Origin of the sequence: Granulicatella sp. HMSC31F03 (genome assembly GCF_001807725.1) — a bacterium.
In the GTDB taxonomy this organism is placed as follows: Bacteria; Bacillota; Bacilli; order Lactobacillales; family Aerococcaceae; genus Granulicatella; species Granulicatella adiacens.
On sequence record NZ_KV790849.1, the window covers coordinates 14,563 to 30,707 of the forward strand.

The 16,145-nt window shown below is 38.3% G+C and carries 13 protein-coding genes; 11 read left to right on the forward strand and 2 right to left on the reverse strand.

Going from position 1 to position 16,145, the window contains the following annotated elements; genetic code table 11:
- The first annotated feature begins 53 nt into the window (after positions 1 to 53).
- The 5 genes from HMPREF3106_RS02710 to HMPREF3106_RS02730 are packed head-to-tail and all read left to right on the forward strand — an operon-like array spanning position 54 to position 4,430.
- Entirely contained in the window at positions 54 to 596 is a 543-nt protein-coding gene (locus tag HMPREF3106_RS02710) for a helix-turn-helix domain-containing protein (RefSeq protein ID WP_005607384.1), read from the forward strand.
- A 22-nt stretch (positions 597 to 618) separates the two neighbouring features.
- On the forward strand, positions 619 to 1,725 hold the full coding sequence (locus tag HMPREF3106_RS02715) for an ABC transporter ATP-binding protein (protein WP_049555319.1): 1,107 nt from the start codon (positions 619 to 621) through the stop codon (positions 1,723 to 1,725).
- Positions 1,718 to 2,530, forward strand: a complete 813-nt coding sequence (locus tag HMPREF3106_RS02720) for an ABC transporter permease (RefSeq protein ID WP_049555318.1) — start codon at positions 1,718 to 1,720, stop codon at positions 2,528 to 2,530. Before HMPREF3106_RS02715 ends, HMPREF3106_RS02720 begins: the two co-directional genes overlap by 8 nt.
- Positions 2,527 to 3,363, forward strand: a complete 837-nt coding sequence (locus HMPREF3106_RS02725; protein WP_005607378.1) for an ABC transporter permease — start codon at positions 2,527 to 2,529, stop codon at positions 3,361 to 3,363. Before HMPREF3106_RS02720 ends, HMPREF3106_RS02725 begins: the two co-directional genes overlap by 4 nt.
- Entirely contained in the window at positions 3,360 to 4,430 is a 1,071-nt protein-coding gene (locus tag HMPREF3106_RS02730) for an ABC transporter substrate-binding protein (protein WP_070444310.1), read from the forward strand. The genes HMPREF3106_RS02725 and HMPREF3106_RS02730 overlap by 4 nt, the downstream gene beginning before the upstream one ends.
- Positions 4,431 to 4,985: 555 nt before the next feature.
- Here the strand turns inward: HMPREF3106_RS02730 and HMPREF3106_RS02735 are convergent.
- Positions 4,986 to 6,473 carry a DUF1846 domain-containing protein gene (locus tag HMPREF3106_RS02735; RefSeq protein WP_070444312.1) on the reverse strand — a complete coding sequence of 496 codons (1,488 nt, stop codon included), beginning with the start codon at positions 6,471 to 6,473 and terminating at the stop codon, positions 4,986 to 4,988.
- Between the two features lie 160 nt (positions 6,474 to 6,633).
- On the opposite strand from HMPREF3106_RS02735, the gene HMPREF3106_RS02740 reads away from it, so the two are divergent.
- Entirely contained in the window at positions 6,634 to 7,905 is a 1,272-nt protein-coding gene (locus HMPREF3106_RS02740; RefSeq protein ID WP_246827506.1) for an Mbeg1-like protein, read from the forward strand.
- 570 nt (positions 7,906 to 8,475) lie between these two features.
- On the opposite strand, the gene HMPREF3106_RS02745 is transcribed toward HMPREF3106_RS02740, so the two are convergent.
- On the reverse strand, positions 8,476 to 9,666 hold the full coding sequence (locus HMPREF3106_RS02745) for a thiolase family protein (protein WP_070437564.1): 1,191 nt from the start codon (positions 9,664 to 9,666) through the stop codon (positions 8,476 to 8,478).
- A 229-nt stretch (positions 9,667 to 9,895) separates the two neighbouring features.
- On the opposite strand from HMPREF3106_RS02745, the gene HMPREF3106_RS02750 reads away from it, so the two are divergent.
- The 5 genes from HMPREF3106_RS02750 to HMPREF3106_RS02770 form a co-directional block, all read left to right on the forward strand.
- Positions 9,896 to 11,056, forward strand: coding sequence for a hydroxymethylglutaryl-CoA synthase (locus HMPREF3106_RS02750; RefSeq protein ID WP_070437567.1), 1,161 nt, complete (start codon positions 9,896 to 9,898; stop codon positions 11,054 to 11,056).
- Positions 11,057 to 11,338: 282 nt separating this feature from the next.
- Positions 11,339 to 11,731: an Hg(II)-responsive transcriptional regulator gene (merR, locus tag HMPREF3106_RS02755; protein ID WP_070437570.1), complete on the forward strand. Its 393-nt coding sequence runs from the start codon at positions 11,339 to 11,341 to the stop codon at positions 11,729 to 11,731.
- Between the two features lie 29 nt (positions 11,732 to 11,760).
- Positions 11,761 to 13,401 (forward strand): mercury(II) reductase, encoded by a 1,641-nt coding sequence (gene merA, locus HMPREF3106_RS02760; RefSeq protein ID WP_070444314.1) that lies wholly within the window; start codon positions 11,761 to 11,763, stop codon positions 13,399 to 13,401.
- A gap of 159 nt (positions 13,402 to 13,560) precedes the next feature.
- On the forward strand, positions 13,561 to 14,883 hold the full coding sequence (locus HMPREF3106_RS02765; protein WP_070444316.1) for an ISL3 family transposase: 1,323 nt from the start codon (positions 13,561 to 13,563) through the stop codon (positions 14,881 to 14,883).
- A 580-nt stretch (positions 14,884 to 15,463) separates the two neighbouring features.
- On the forward strand, positions 15,464 to 16,145 hold a 682-nt coding region (locus HMPREF3106_RS02770; protein ID WP_168160687.1), incomplete at its 3' end, for an ABC transporter ATP-binding protein.

The following is a 16,145-nucleotide window of genomic DNA, read 5'->3' on the forward strand; positions in this document are numbered from 1 at the left end:
TAATGTATAATACTCTTTGTGTTAGTAAACAATTAGTTTAAAAGGAGAAGACAATGGAAATCGGACATCAACTGCGTGCCTTGCGAATTCAAAAGGGTTTAACGCAAGAAGAATTAGCGGAGAGAACAGATTTGTCAAAGGGATACATTTCGCAATTAGAAAATGATTTGAGCTCGCCATCCATGGATACATTCTTCGATATATTAGAAGTATTAGGATGCCCTGCTGCAGATTTTTTTGATGAAGGTCCTGAAGAAGCCCTCACGATTTACCGTGAGGAAGATATGACGATGATGGAAGATGCTAAACACCATACAACGGTCACATGGCTCAACCCAGATTCGAATGAGCATGAGATGGAACCCGTGATTCTGGAGTTTCAAGTTGGGGGAGCGTATAAAACATTCCAACCGTCACTGTCAGAGACATTTGGGTATGTACTTGAAGGTTCCATTCAAGTCAAAGTCGGAAAACAAGTCGAAATAGTTTCTAAGGGAGAATCGTTCTATTTCGAGGCAAAAGCCAAACATCAAATTAGTAATGCCGGTAAAACGACTTCTAAAGTGTTAGTCGTGGCAACAGATTCCTATTTATAATAAAGAAAGTTAGGTGCTAGCAATGTCAAACAACACCATTATCTCATTTGAGAATGTGAACAAATTTTATGAGGATACTCACGTATTAAAAAATATTAATTTCGAAATCGAAAAAGGAAAATTCTATACATTACTAGGGCCTTCAGGATGCGGTAAAACAACAATTTTACGTATCATTGCTGGATTTACAGATGTATCAAACGGAAAAGTAACTTTAAACGGCGAGGACGTTACAAAACTTCCACCAAACAAACGTAAAGTTAATACCGTTTTCCAAGACTACGCATTATTCCCACATATGAATGTGTTCGAAAATATCGCGTTTGGATTACGCTTAAAGAAAACACCAGAAAACATCATTAAAGAAAAAGTGGCAGACGCTTTAAAAATGGTTCAATTATCGGGCTATGAAAACCGTGAAATCTCACAAATGTCTGGTGGACAACAACAACGTGTAGCCATTGCGCGTGCGCTTGTTAATGAACCAGAAGTACTTCTACTTGATGAGCCATTATCAGCGCTAGACTTAAAACTTCGTACAGACATGCAATATGAACTTCGTGAATTACAACAACGTTTAGGAATCACATTTATCTTCGTAACGCATGACCAAGAAGAAGCGTTGGCGATGAGTGATGAAATCTTCGTAATGAGTAAAGGGGAAGTCATTCAATCAGGAACACCAGTCGATATTTACGATGAGCCAATCAACCGCTTCGTTGCGGACTTCATCGGTGAAAGTAATATCGTTGATGGGGTCATGAAGGAAGACTACCTTGTAGAATTTGTTGGAAAAGAATTCGAGTGTGCCGATGCCGGAATGCGTCCAAATGAAAAAGTTGAAATCGTGATTCGTCCAGAAGATTTAGCGTTAACAACAATTGAAAAAGGGAAATTAACGGTTGAAGTAGATACTCAATTATTCCGCGGGGTTCACTACGAAATCATCTGTTATGACGAAAATGGCAATGAATGGATGATTCACTCTACTCGTAAAGCAGAAGTAGGATCTAAAGTGGGCTTATACTTCGAACCACAAGACATCCACGTAATGCGTTTTGGAGAAAGTGAAGAAGACTTCGATGCTCGTCTAGAAAGCTACGAAGACGAGGTAGAAGAAAATGACTAAACAATCCCGTTTCTTATTTTCCATTCCATACTTTATTTGGTTGTTATTATTCGTAGTAACACCACTTGGAATGATTTTTTATAAATCATTTTTCGACATCAATGGACAAGTAACGCTTGGAAACTACACGAACTATTTTGCATCAGGGAACTATTTAGAAATGACGTTCAACTCAGTGTGGTATGCATTTCTAGTCACTCTAGTGACATTGCTAATTAGCTATCCAACAGCGCTTTTCCTTAGTCGTACAAAACATAAACAATTATGGCTCTTATTAATTATTTTGCCAACATGGGTGAACCTCTTATTAAAAGCCTATGCATTTATTGGAATCTTTAGTCAAACAGGAACGGTTAACCAATTCCTTTCCTTATTTGGAATTGCACCACAAGAGTTCTTGTTTACAGACTTCAGTTTCTTAACGGTAGCAGCGTATATCGAGTTACCATTTATGATTTTGCCAATCTTCAACTCTATTGAAGAATTGCCAGGTTCTCTGATTGCGGCAAGCCGTGACTTAGGAGCGACGAAATGGGATACTTTCAGACGTGTGATTTTCCCATTAACAATGAATGGGGTTCGAAGTGGTGTACAAGCGGTATTTATCCCATCACTTTCACTCTTCATGTTGACTCGTTTAATTGGAGGAAACCGCGTGATTACACTGGGTACAGCCGTTGAGCAACACTTCCTCGTAACGCAAAACTGGGGTATGGGTTCAACCATCGGCGTGGTATTAATCGTAGCGATGATTATTTTAATGTTTGTGACAAGAGATCGTAAAAAAGGAGGCGTATCTGAATGAAATTAGAAAATAATAACAAGTGGAGTAATCTCTACTTAGTGTTTGTATTTGTCGTCTTATATGCGCCTATTTTTTACTTGATTTTTTACTCCTTTAACAGTGCTGGAAGCATGAATGGTTTTGAAGAGTTTACTTTCAAGCATTATGAAGCAGTTCTAGCGGATACGCGTTTAATCGGGATTGTGCTGGATACACTGATTCTTGCGCTATTATCATCACTTATTGCGACAGTGATTGGGACACTTGGAGCCATCATGATCCATTACATCCGTTCAAACCGTCGTAAGCAAGTACTATTAGGATTTAACAATATTTTGATGGTATCGCCAGACGTTATCATCGGAGCAAGTTTATTGATTCTATTCACAGTTGTAGGATTTAAACTCGGATTTATGTCTGTATTACTTGCACATATCGCCTTTAACATTCCAATTGTCGTGTTAATGGTTTTACCAAAATTATCTGAAATGAATCCATCAATGATTACAGCGGCTCGTGACTTAGGGGCAACCAGTTCTCAAGTGTTAACACGCATCGTATTGCCATCGATCACACCAGGAATTTTGAGTGGATTCTTTATGGCCTTCACGTATTCGCTAGATGACTTTGCAGTGACATTCTTCGTAACGGGGAATGGATTCTCAACAATTGCCGTTGAAATCTACTCACGCGCACGTCAAGGGATTAGTTTAGAAATCAATGCTTTAAGTACATTGATGTTCCTATTCTCCTTATCTCTAGTAATTGGCTATTACTTCATTCAGAAGTTCCAACAAAAACGATTAAATGGGAAGAATGCAGAGAGTGACTTATTGAAAGGAGTCACATTATGAAGCGACTAACGATCTTAATCGGAGCGATTTTAGTTTCTTGTCTTGTGCTGTTTGGAGTTCGTAAAAACTTTGAAACTGCGACAGCTGGAAGCCCAGAAACGATTATCGTTTATAACTGGGGAGATTATATTGATCCAGAATTGATTGCTCAATTCGAAGAGGAAACAGGATATAAAGTTATCTATGAAACCTTTGATTCGAACGAAGCCATGTTAACCAAGATTAAGCAAGGTGGAACAAATTATGATGTCGCTATTCCAAGTGAATATACGATTCATAAAATGGTCCAAGAGAATCTATTAGAGAAATTAGATTATTCGAAAATCAAAGGCATCGAACATATTGATCCACGTTTCCTTCATCAGTCTTTTGACCCTGATAATACGTATAGTATTCCTTATTTCTGGGGAACTCTAGGGATTGTATACAATAAAAATGTCTATCCAGAAGGAACCATTAGTGAGTGGAGAGATTTATGGAAGGAAGAATTTAAAGATTCGATTTTATTCATTGACGGCGCTCGTGAAATGATGGGAATCGCACTTCAAACACAAGGGTACTCTTTAAACGAAAAAGATGAAACCATTGTGAAAGAGGCAGGTAAGTTCTTGAAGACTTTAATGCCAAATGCGAAAGCCATTATTGCGGATGAAATGAAGACATATATGATTCAAGAAGAAGCAAATATTGCGGTGACGTTCTCAGGAGAGGCATCCAAAATGATGAGCGAAAACGAAAACCTCGCCTACGTAGTTCCAAGCGAAGGAACGAATTTATGGTTTGATAATATTGTCATTCCAAAAACAGTGGGTAATAAGGAAGGCGCCTATGCGTTTATCAACTTCATGTTGCGTCCCGAGGTGGCGGCTCAAAATGCGAAATATGTAGGATATGCCACTCCAAATAAAGATGCGCTAGCATTATTGCCGGAAGATATTACTTCGGATGAGAGTTTTTATCCAACAGAAGAGGCGATGAGTAAGATGGAGGTTTACGAAAATTTAGGAACCGACCTATTAGGCCTTTACAACGATCTCTTCTTAGAAGCAAAAATCTTTAGAAACTAAGAAAAGTCGAGACACGCTCTCGACTTTTTTTGTGCAAAAAAATGAATAAAGGAACTTCGTTCCTTTGAAATTCGGGCGCAGGAATAAAAGAAGAGAAATTGGAATAGAGTTCAATTCGCCTTGAAATCCAACGGATTTCTTCATAGTAGTGATAGTGGCTGTACCGTGTTGAGCCTATGGTCTCAACGACTACCGAGCTTCAAAGTGACTCTAGGAAATAAATTTCCAGAGTCCCTAATTCACATCGGTTACAACCGCCACTATTCCTACTATAGAATCCGTGGATTTTAGGCTCATTGAGCTTATTGATATATTACTTTTCCTTTAATTTGCCGAATTTCCAAGTAACGAAGAATTTTTGAAAAAGGGAGAGTGTGCGGACTTTTAGAGTTCTGCTTCTCAAAAGAGGTGTTGGAAAGGCTAATAGGTCTTAAGGACGGCTAGGGGAAGTGTAGTGCGCTTGGGCAGTTAAAGAAATGGGGGGAAGTGCTGGGAAGGGTGCTAGGATAATGATTGTGCCAAAAAAAGTCCTCGTCCATTGGACGAGGGCTTAGCTTAGTTTGTGTAATAAAGATTGGTTCCGGCGAATTTAGGTTCGCAAGTAACCATAACTCCGAGGTTTCGGAAGGTTTCTTCGTCAGCTTTTTGCAAGATGACCGTGCTATGTGCTTGCAAGTTGCGTAAGTTTTGTAATTGGTTTTTCGCTGCTTCTGCAGCAGGGTTAGTTACAGCAGAAATGCTTAATGCAATGAGAACTTCCTTACTGTCTAAAGAACGGCGTTGATGTTTGAGGATGTCTTGTCCTAGTTGCCCGATGGCGTTTAAAATCACTGGAGGTAGGAGATGGATAGAGTCTCCGATTTCTGCAAGCTCTTTGATGCAGTTGAGTAAGCAAGCAGCGCTAGCGGTCATTGTGTCTGTTTGTCTACCTGTAATAATTTTTCCAGTTGGTAATTGGAGTGAAACGACAGGAGCGTTGACTCCTTTCTCTTTTTCGAGGGCAACAGCTACGACTGGTCGATCCTTTGCAGAAAGTCCACATTCTTCCATAATATATTTACCACGCTGAGCCGCTTCTAAAGTTCCAATGCCACGTTTGTAGTCGCATTGACCGGCATAGTAACGGCGAATGATTTCTTGATTAGAAGCTTCGCGAACAACTTCGTCATCAGTGATCGCAAATCCAACGCGGTTCACACCCATATCTGTTGGAGAGTTGTAAGGGATTGGAGCGTCACCATAAATCTTCGTCAAAATACGACGTAATAGAGGGAATGCTTCAATATCTCGGTTGTAGTTCACCGTTGTTTCTCCGTAATGCGCAAGGTGGAAAGTGTCAATCATATTAACATCTTCTAAGTCGGCAGTAGCTGCTTCATACGCTACGTTAACAGGGTGGTTGAGCGGTAAATTCCATACAGGGAAGGTTTCAAATTTAGAGTATCCTGCACGGCGACCGCGTTTGGTTTCGTGATAAAGCTGGCTTAAGCAAGTTGCTAGTTTTCCACTGTTAGCACCAGGAGCTGTTACGACAACAAGAGGACGTGTTGTTTCGATAAATTCATTTGCACCATATCCTGCGTCACTCACGATGGTTTCCACGTCCATTGGATACCCTTCTGTGTAGCCATGCGTATACACTTTGATACCACGACGCTCGAGGGAATTTTTAAATTGAGTAGCGGCAGGTTGCCCTGTGTATCGTGTGATGAGGACACTATTGATTTTGAGGTCCCAATAGTGTAGGTCGTCCATTAAGCGGAGAACATCTTGATCATAAGTGATTCCAAGGTCACCGCGAATTTTGTTTTGTTCAATATCACCAGCGTATACACAGATGATAATCTCTGCTTTATCTCTTAGGCGGTGGAGTAATTTGATTTTTCCGTCTGGGTCAAATCCAGGTAATACTCGCATTGCATGGAAATCACCAATTAGTTTGCCACCGAATTCCAAATATAATTTGTCATAGGCATTCACCCGTTGAAGAATGAACTGACTTTGTTCTTCTAGATATTTCTCACTATCAAATCCTAATTTCATACGACAACCCCCTTCAATTCATTTCAGTAGTATAGCATAAAAAGGAGGGGGAATTCTATACAAAATCAGCAAAAAAAGCCTATAGGAAAAAGAGTTGCAAGAGGTATAAGGGCAGAGTAAAATAGTATTGGACTCACTCAAATTAATGGAGGACGATTCAATGAAAAATATGATGAATTATGTACAAGAGTTTGGAAAGGACACGTTTGATGAGAGACCTTTCTCTGAAATTGACGCCCTTGTCTTAACGGAATTAGGATATTCACCTCTAGAAGAGATCGTTTCTTCAGATATGAGTGGAAAAGAATTTTCAACAGTTGAAGAAATTGCTCACCATATGGGAGAAAATGCGGAACGATTATTAAGAGATAATCCGATGATGATTACGCAAGAAAGAGTCGATTTAACGCAGGAAATTGGAAAAGCGAAACGATATCAATCCCTTAAGTTCTTCGGGATGAAGAGCGAAGTGGACTCAGATATTACTAAACAATTCGCCGCATTGACAGTGGAAATAAATCCCAACATGCGAATCGTGATTTACCGCGGAACAGATGAAACGCTGATTGGTTGGAAAGAAGACTTTATGATGACGTATTCTCCAGTGATTCCAGCGCACAAAGATGCCAAGGAATATTTGGAGCAACAGGCGAAGTTGTTCGATGGGGAAATCATCCTGTCAGGACATTCAAAAGGAGGAAATCTAGCCTTATATGCTGCCTCTACCCAAGAGAAAGAAGTTCAATCAAGATTGGGGAAAATCTTCTGTTTTGATTCTCCAGGATTACACCGTTCGATTTTAGAAACGGAAGGCTATCGCGCAGTGGTTCCGTTAGCGATGCGTTACATTCCTCAAGATGCGTTGGTTGGATTGCTTTTGGAATCTGAAATTCCTTATGTCATAGTCAAAAGTAATGCCTTTGCTGCTCTCCAGCATAGCGCTTTGACATGGGAAATTGAAAATGGACAATTTGTGACGATGGATCATTTGACGAAAAACAGCCAATTAAATGACCAAACGTTTAAAAAATGGACTGAAGAAGTGAGTGATGAAGAACTAGAACTGTTCTGGGACGTGTTCTTCGAGCTTCTTTTTACGATTGGTTTGGATACGATTAATGATGTGTTTGGCAAATTTATGCATTATGTTCAGGAGTTCTTCAAAGCTGCGGGGCAAATGGATGAAGAAAAACGTGAACTACTCACTCGAGTAGCCTTGCTTTTACTACAGACTCGCTTCGATATATGGAGAGCTTCCATTAGTTTTGCGGATACATTTAACATCGAATTTCCGAGCTGGGATGATATTTTAACGAGCATTCATTGGAAAAAAGAAGGAATTTCGATTACATATCAGGCAAGCCAGGAGAATGAAGAGATTCGAGAATACTATCAACACCGACACGAACAAAAGAAACACGAAGAGAAATAAATTAAGTTATAGGATTACTTCGAATCTTCACGGATATCTTTATAATAGCTGTAACGTTGCACCGGTTCGAGCCGAAGTCTCTCACCTTTAAATACTCAAAAAGGAAGTAAGACCAAAGACAAAACATGACTCACAGTGTGAGTCATGTTTGCTTTGTAGTCTTACCCCCGCAAGGCTGATTAGAATTAAGCGAATCACAAGTGATGAAGCTTGATTCAATCAGCTACTGCGTCTAACTTTATAAAGTGTTTTAACTACGGAATAAACTCCTACGCCCTTTTAGCACAGTGGTTGAATGGAATGAGTTTAGCTGTAAACAGCTATCTCATTCCTATTCAACTTTGTAGGGGAAAGAAAACAAAATGCCCTAGATGCAATTGAATCTAGGGCATTTCTGTCTTTCTCCCTCGTTTTAATGCGGATTTACGTTACTGCTATTATAGAATACGTCAGGTTCTTCGTAATCTTTATATTGATTTCTTTCTTCGTACTTTCGATAGTTAAAAAGAAAAAAGAGAGTTGCCCGAAATTCACTTATAAGTGAATTTTGGACAACTCTCATTTTTTCTATTATTGTTCGCGTTCAATTGCGATGGCAACGCCCATTCCGCCGCCCACACAAAGTGAAGCAACGCCGAGTTTACCGTCTAGTTGTTCGAGAGCATTAATCAGTGTGACAACGATACGTGTGCCAGAAGCACCGATTGGATGTCCTAGTGCAATGGCACCACCGAATGGATTTACTTTTTCATTTGGGATTTTCAAGTCTTTAATAACGGCCATACTTTGTGCCGCAAAGGCTTCATTCAGTTCGAAGATATCCACTTTTTCAAGCGGGATGCGGATGCGTGCTACTAATTTTTCAATCGCTGGAACAGGTCCAATCCCCATGATTGCAGGATCTACACCTGCTTCTGCATATCCTTTTAGAGTTGCTAGAATAGGTAGATTCAATTCTTTGGCATATTCGCGAGTTGTCATAATGACACAAGCAGCTCCATCATTGATTCCTGAAGAGTTTCCAGCAGTAACCACTCCGTCTTTTTTGAAGGCAGGTTTTAATCCGGAAAGACTTTCCAGTGTTGTGTTTGCACGGATGAATTCATCGCTAGCTTTGAAATCGTCAGATTTTGTTTTACGATTGAAGACAGCGACGGGGGTGATTTCTTTCTCGAAACGTCCTTCTTCTTGTGCTTTAGCAGCTTTTTGTTGAGAAGAAAGGGCAAAAACATCGAGTTCTTCGCGTGTAAATCCGTATTTTTCAACGATATTTTCTGCGGTAATGCCCATTGCATCCGTTGAATAGGCGTCTGTTAACCCATCATTAAATAATGAATCGACTAAAGTAACTGGTCCGTTTTTTGGAGCAAAGCGTTGTTGTAATAAATGAGGTGCTAAACTCATATTTTCCATACCGCCGGCTAAGACAATTTTAGCATCTCCTAGTCGAAGGGATTGTGCTGCAAGAATAATGGCTTTTAATCCAGAACCACAAACTTCATTGACCGTTAAGGCTGTACTAGAATGGAGTAGACCGGCTTTTAATCCTACTTGTCGAGCAGGGTTCTGACCAAGTCCAGCTTGTAAAACATTTCCGAAAATTACTGTATCAATTTGGTCGGGAGATAATTTGGCTTTTTCGATCGCGGATTTTGCTACCGCTGTTCCTAATTCAATCGCAGAGGTTGTAGCAAATTGTCCTCCGAATTTACCAATGGCAGTCCGTGTGGCGCTGACAATGACAATATCATTTCCGTTCATATCTTTGATTCCTTTCTATAGTAGATTCACTTTCATCTCCACTATTTTATAAGATTTTGCTTCTAAAACCTAATTTTTAATCGTTCTAAATAGTAAAGAATTGTTTAAATTATAGAACAAATAGTAAATTCAATTGTCCAGACGGCAATTTTTTGCTAGTATAGTTGTTGCTAAGAAAGAACAAGAAGCCCAACATGTGGTTAGGGCTTTTTCGTAAAGGAGAACAACAATGAATATAGGAATAGATAAGATTGGCTTTTTTGTGCCACCGACTGCACTAGATATGGAAACATTGGCAGTTGCTCGTGGAGTAGAGCCAGCTAAATACACGATTGGCATTGGACAGTCTACAATGGCAGTAGCTCCAGTCACACAAGACATCGTGACTTTAGCCGCAAATGCAGCTTTATCGATTATTGATGATGCTGACCGCGAATCTATTGATATGATTTTATTTGGAACAGAAACAGGAATTGATCAATCGAAATCAGCTGCAGTTTATATGCAACGGATGTTAGGGTTATCTAACCGTGTTCGAAGCGTAGAATTAAAACACGCATGTTATGGGGCAACAGCAGCCCTTCAATTAGCAAAAGGGCATATCGCATTAAACCCTTCATCAAAAGTATTGGTCATTGCTAGTGATATCGCTAAATATGGATTGAATTCAGGTGGAGAACCTACTCAAGGAGCTGGTGCGGTAGCCATGGTTGTTTCTGAGTCGCCACGTTTATTAGTTTTAGACAATGAAACAAGCTTATTTACGGATGACGTAATGGACTTTTGGAGACCGAACTATGAAGCCTATCCATTAGTAGATGGTCAATTTTCAAATGAACAGTACATCCGTTTCTTCTCTGAAGTGTGGAAGAACTATCAAGAAAAGACTCATTGCGAGTTTTCGGACTTCGAGGCCATTTGCTTCCACTTACCGTATACGAAGATGGGGATGAAAGCTTTCAAACCGTTCTTAGAAGAAATGAGCGAAGAAGAAAGAGAACGTTTCACGGCAAGATACCAAGAAGCGTCTATTTATAACCGTCATGTCGGAAATATTTATACAGGATCATTATTCCTAAGTTTTATTTCGCTATTAGAAAACAGTTCTGTGCTAGTAGCTGGAGACCGCATCGGATTCTTTAGCTATGGTTCAGGAGCAGTTGGGGAATTCTTTGCTGGGGAATTAGTTGAAGGATTCGAAAATCAATTGCATATTGCGGAAAATAAGGCTTTGCTTGAAAACCGTAAAATGTTAACTGTTGAAGAATACGAAGAAATCTTTATGGAAGTTGTCGATTCTAGCGGTGAACAAACTTTCACACGTGAAGACAATAGCCCAGTGACACTCACAGGAGTAAAAAATCACGAAAGACAATATACTATAAAATAATCAAACAACCGACCGTAGCCTCCAAGGTTACGGTTTTTTTATTGAGTGCAAGACTGCAAAAATAAAAGGGTCTTCGGAATATATAGTGGAATTACTTTCTTAATAGTTTAAAAACAACTGGTGTTTAAATCGGATTTTCTGGTGGGATGTTAGGATAATCAATAGTATTATATAAAAGTATCAATCACATACGAGTGATACTTTGGGAAAAAATAAAATAGTCCAATTTACTTGACCGTGTACTATGGTACATGGTTTATAATATTCAGGGGGTGAAATAAGATGATTTATCGCATTAGTGAGTTTGCAGATAAATGTGGAGTTAATAAAGAAACGATCAGATATTACGAGCGAAAAGATTTATTACAAGAACCTCACCGAACGGAAGCTGGTTATCGGATATATTCATATGATGACGTTAAGCGTGTTGGGTTTATTAAACGAATACAGGAACTTGGTTTCTCTTTAAGCGAGATTTATAAATTACTTGGTGTTGTAGATAAAGATGAAGTTCGTTGTCAAGATATGTTCGAATTTGTTTCTAAAAAACAAAAGGAAGTGCAAAAACAAATAGAGGATTTAAAACGAATTGAAACTATGTTAGACGACTTAAAACAACGATGTCCAGATGAAAAGAAATTACATTCGTGTCCAATAATAGAAACATTAACATGAGAGATTAATTAACGAAAGGAGCTTTTTTTATGAATAAATTTAAGGTAAACATTTCAGGAATGACTTGTACGGGTTGTGAAAAACACGTAGAATCAGCACTTGAAAAGATAGGTGCTAAAAATATTGAGTCTAGTTATCGTCGTGGTGAAGCAGTATTTGAACTGCCCGATGATATTGAGGTTGAAAGTGCAATAAAGGCGATTGATGAAGCAAATTACCAAGCCGGAGAAATTGAAGAAGTATCATCACTAGAAAACGTGGCGTTAATTAATGAAGACAATTATGACCTTCTTATTATTGGTTCTGGTGCTGCTGCCTTTTCTTCGGCAATTAAAGCTATAGAATACGGTGCAAAAGTTGGAATGATTGAGCGTGGAACGGTTGGGGGAACCTGTGTGAATATTGGCTGTGTTCCGTCAAAAACTCTTCTTAGGGCAGGGGAAATCAATCATTTATCAAAAGACAATCCGTTTATAGGTTTACAAACATCCGCTGGAGAAGTGGATTTAGCTAGTTTAATCACGCAAAAGGATAAATTGGTGAGCGAACTTCGGAATCAAAAATATATGGATTTAATTGATGAATATAATTTTGATTTAATTAAAGGTGAAGCAAAATTCGTTGATGCTAGTACGGTTGAGGTCAATGGGACAAAGTTATCTGCAAAACGCTTTTTAATTGCAACAGGTGCATCGCCTTCGTTGCCCCAAATTTCAGGACTTGAAAAAATGGACTATTTAACTAGTACAACACTTCTTGAGTTAAAGAAAATACCAAAACGATTAACTGTAATTGGTTCAGGATACATTGGAATGGAGCTTGGACAACTATTTCATCATTTAGGTTCAGAAATAACGCTTATGCAAAGAAGTGAGCGACTTTTAAAGGAGTATGATCCTGAGATTTCAGAGTCAGTTGAAAAAGCGTTAATTGAACAGGGTATAAACCTTGTCAAAGGGGCAACTTTTGAGCGTGTTGAACAAAGTGGAGAGATAAAAAGGGTTTACGTAACAGTAAATGGCAGTAGAGAAGTCATTGAATCAGATCAGTTACTTGTTGCCACTGGAAGAAAACCAAATACGGATTCTTTAAATTTAAGTGCAGCAGGTGTTGAAACTGGAAAAAATAATGAAATCCTGATCAATGATTTTGGTCAAACAAGTAATGAAAAGATTTATGCAGCAGGAGATGTGACTTTAGGACCACAATTTGTATATGTAGCAGCCTATGAAGGTGGAATTATTACTGATAATGCTATTGGTGGATTAAACAAAAAAATAGATTTATCGGTAGTTCCTGCTGTTACGTTTACGAATCCGACGGTTGCAACGGTTGGTTTAACAGAAGAACAAGCAAAAGAGAAAGGGTATAATGTGAAGACATCTGTATTACCTTTAGATGCTGTTACAAGAGCAATTGTAAACCGTGAAACAACCGGTGTATTTAAACTAGTAGCAGATGCAGAAACACTAAAAGTATTAGGGGTTCATATTGTATCTGAAAATGCAGGAGATGTCATCTATGCAGCATCATTAGCTGTTAAATTTGGCTTAACGATAGAAGATTTAACAGAAACCCTAGCACCATATTTAACAATGGCTGAAGGGCTAAAATTAGTTGCACTTACGTTCGATAAAGATATTTCGAAATTATCTTGTTGTGCAGGCTAAGGGAACTTTTTTACAACTCCCTATTCAAGTGAACCAGCTAATGCTTTAAGGGATTTTCTAAGTGCATTTGTGGTCACAAAAATAATTTAACACTGATGATTTCGACATCAAATCTATAATTGATACCTTAACACCGCAGAGTAATAAAGGATGAATAATATGTCAGACTTATTATCCCTACCAGACATTAAAACAATAGAACCGCCACAAGAAAATGAAACCGATATGATGTTTAAAGTTGAAGCAGTCGGACCACCTGAACGTTGTCCTGAATGTGGTTTTGACAAGTTGTACAAACACAGTTCAAGAAATCAACTAATTATGGATTTGCCCATTCGTTTAAAGCGAGTGGGCTTACAATTGAACCGTAGACGATACAAGTGTCGTGAATGCGGATCTACCTTCTGGGAACGCCTAATATCTGTAGATGAAAAGCGTAGTATGACCAAAAGGCTTTTAAAGTCCATTCAAGAGCAATCCATGTCTAAGACCTTTGTAGAAGTCGCAGAAAGCGTTGGTGTTGACGAGAAAACCATTAGGAACGTTTTTAAGGACTATGTGGCACTCAAAGAACGTGAATACCAGTTTGAAACTCCTAAGTGGCTTGGGATAGACGAGATACATATTATCCGTAGACCTCGGCTTGTATTGACTAATATTGAACGCAGGACTATTTATGACATCAAGCCTAACCGTAACAAGGAAACAGTCATCCAACGTCTTTCAGAAATCAGTGACAGGACTTACATTGAGTACGTCACAATGGATATGTGGAAGCCCTACAAAGACGCAGTGAACACTATCCTTCCACAAGCTAAAGTTGTCGTAGATAAGTTTCATGTAGTTAGAATGGCTAATCAAGCCTTAGATAACGTCAGAAAGTCTTTGAAAGCCCATATGAGCCAAAAAGAAAGACGTACCCTTATGCGTGAAAGGTTTATCCTTCTAAAGCGTAAACACGATCTAAATGAACGTGAATCATTCCTCTTAGATACTTGGTTAGGTAATCTTCCTGCTTTAAAAGAAGCCTATGAACTCAAAGAAGAGTTTTACTGGATATGGGATACTCCTGATCCAGATGAAGGTCATCTTAGTTATAGTCAATGGAGACACCGTTGTATGTCCAGCAACTCTAAAGACGCATATAAAGACCTCGTGAGAGCCGTAGACAACTGGCATGTTGAAATATTCAACTACTTTGATAAAAGGCTCACTAATGCTTATACGGAGTCAATTAACAGCATTATTAGGCAGGTAGAGCGAATGGGTAGAGGTTACTCGTTTGATGCCTTACGAGCCAAAATCCTTTTCAATGAGAAGCTCCATAAAAAGCGTAAGCCACGATTTAATTCAAGTGCTTTCAATAAAGCTATGTTATACGATACTTTCAATTGGTATGAAGTGAATGATCACGACATTACAGACAACTTAGGTGTCGATTTTTCCACACTTATTAAGAATTTGGAGAAGGGTGATTTATAAGCCCTTTTCCACAATAAAATCCGAATACCCAAATAAAAATGTAACATATATGCTACAGTAGCATATATGTTACATTTCGAATTTTAAAATTAAAAGTAAACTATAAACGTTGAAATGATGCGGTTTTTAGCGGTATATTCAACAACCCCGTTTTAGGTCTATTGCATAAATTCGGAATAGTGTAGTAAATTATCCGAGAAAAAATCAAAAAAATTTTTCAGCCACGCCCCACTTCAAATTGCCGAAAAGTCTCAGAAACGCCGGTGGGATACGATTTCTAACACCTCTCACATCATCCTTCTAAATGAGTGGTGAAACACTTTTTTTCATTTTTTTATAAGGGATTTGAATAAAATGCACCAAAAATGATACCGAAGAAACTTGCGGATTTTATAATCGCAGTAACAGAGAAATTTTTGGATAAAAATAGAGATAGATTTGGCTTTCTAAGAAAAAATCTTGGCTTAATACAGCTTGGAATCATTGCTAAAATTGTATTATTCTAAGATATACAAAGTTTTTAACTATTTGTTATAATTAATATCATAATAGAAGCTGGGCATGAAGGAATGCAAACGATATGGGATATATTAAGAAGATATTAGGTTGGTTACCAAGGAAATACGTCTTATTAATAGCGATTGGTATGTCTTTAACGGCTTTAGATGGTATTATTATCCCTTCTTTTATTTCTGGATTAATTGATGTTTCGTCCACTCAAAAAGTTGAGGATTTAGTAAAAATTTCAATGATAGGTATTCTCAGCTTTTCCCTTATTCGGCTTGGATTATTTATATGGGAAGATTCACAACAAAAAATGATAAAGCAAGTAACTCTATCTCTTAAAGAAAAAGTTATTACCGCATTCTTTTATGGAAAGTTTAATCAACAGGAAGTGGAGTCAATCGTGCTTAGTGAATTAAAACTATTAGAAGAACAAGGAATCAAGTCCATCATGGGATTTTTCTATTGTCTTGTATTTGCTTTGATCACTTTGTTATATGTGTCCGCTATAGATTTAAAGCTGGCAGCTCTTTTTATAACGTTGTCGTTCTTACCAATATTGGTTCCAAAATTATTTGTGAAATCTATTCAAAAGCATTCGAAGAAATGGGCTGAAGTGAACCAATTAAGTATCTTGCAACAACAAGAATATTTGAAAAGTAAGCCGATTATTAAGAACTTTTTTGTTGAAAAAATCTTTTTGAATAAGTTGAAGGGAACCTTAAATCAAACAGAAGAAGCCTATTTTCAAATGAATC